Source organism: Vibrio sp. 1288, from assembly GCF_033344475.1.
This window is the reverse complement of the sequence record NZ_JAWPOX010000683.1, coordinates 1-633: the sequence shown is the minus strand read 5'-3', so window position 1 is coordinate 633 and position 633 is coordinate 1. Positions and strand designations below refer to the sequence as shown.

Sequence of the window (633 nt, the reverse complement as noted above, 5' to 3'; positions counted from 1 at the left end):
AGAAAGACGGTATTCGCTGAAATGTTAAAACACTTTATTGCCAATGATATAAAGCTCGCAGTTGCACACTACTTACCGTTAGAAGCATTTCAAACTGCGATTGAACAAATTGAAGAAAAATCACTAGCGCGGAGTGGCAAGATTATTCTAACCATGTGAACACAAAAAGGGATGGCACTCGCCCTCCCTTTTGCGTTTTAATTGGGCTTAGCGAAACTGCGGCATGTAATCGAGGTTCGCTTGAATGGTCTCTTCCAATGCCTGCTCTAGAATCGTTCCTGTTGTGACCAGTGGGTTCAGAATCAACGCTCGGTGCGCGGCATTGCGGTTGCCAGTGACCGCGGCTTCGACAGTGAGTGATTCAAAATCCTTCATCAATTGAATCAGGCGCAGCGTATCTATTGGGAACGGCGCAACATTCAAAGCGACTGGCCCTGATTTAGTGATCATACAGCTGACTTCCACAGTGCAGTCGTCCGGCAAGCCCGCAATCGCGCCGTTGTTGCGAGTGTTCACGTGCATGATGGTGCGCTTGTCGTTGTAGATAGAGCTCATCAGCTCACAGGCTGCTTCTGAGTAATATTGGCCACCGCGCTTTTCGAGTTCTTTTGGTTTCTCGTTAAGCTCTGGGTT

2 pseudogenes are annotated in these 633 nt (G+C 48.0%); one reads left to right on the top strand and one right to left on the bottom strand.

Annotated features, from left to right (window positions below):
* Window positions 1-159 (top strand): annotated as a pseudogene (locus R8O11_RS28770) (alcohol dehydrogenase); the annotation flags it as partial.
* Window positions 160-207: 48 nt separating this feature from the next.
* On the opposite strand, the pseudogene R8O11_RS28765 reads toward R8O11_RS28770, so the two are convergent.
* A pseudogene (locus tag R8O11_RS28765) lies at window positions 208-633 on the bottom strand (6-phospho-beta-glucosidase); the annotation flags it as partial.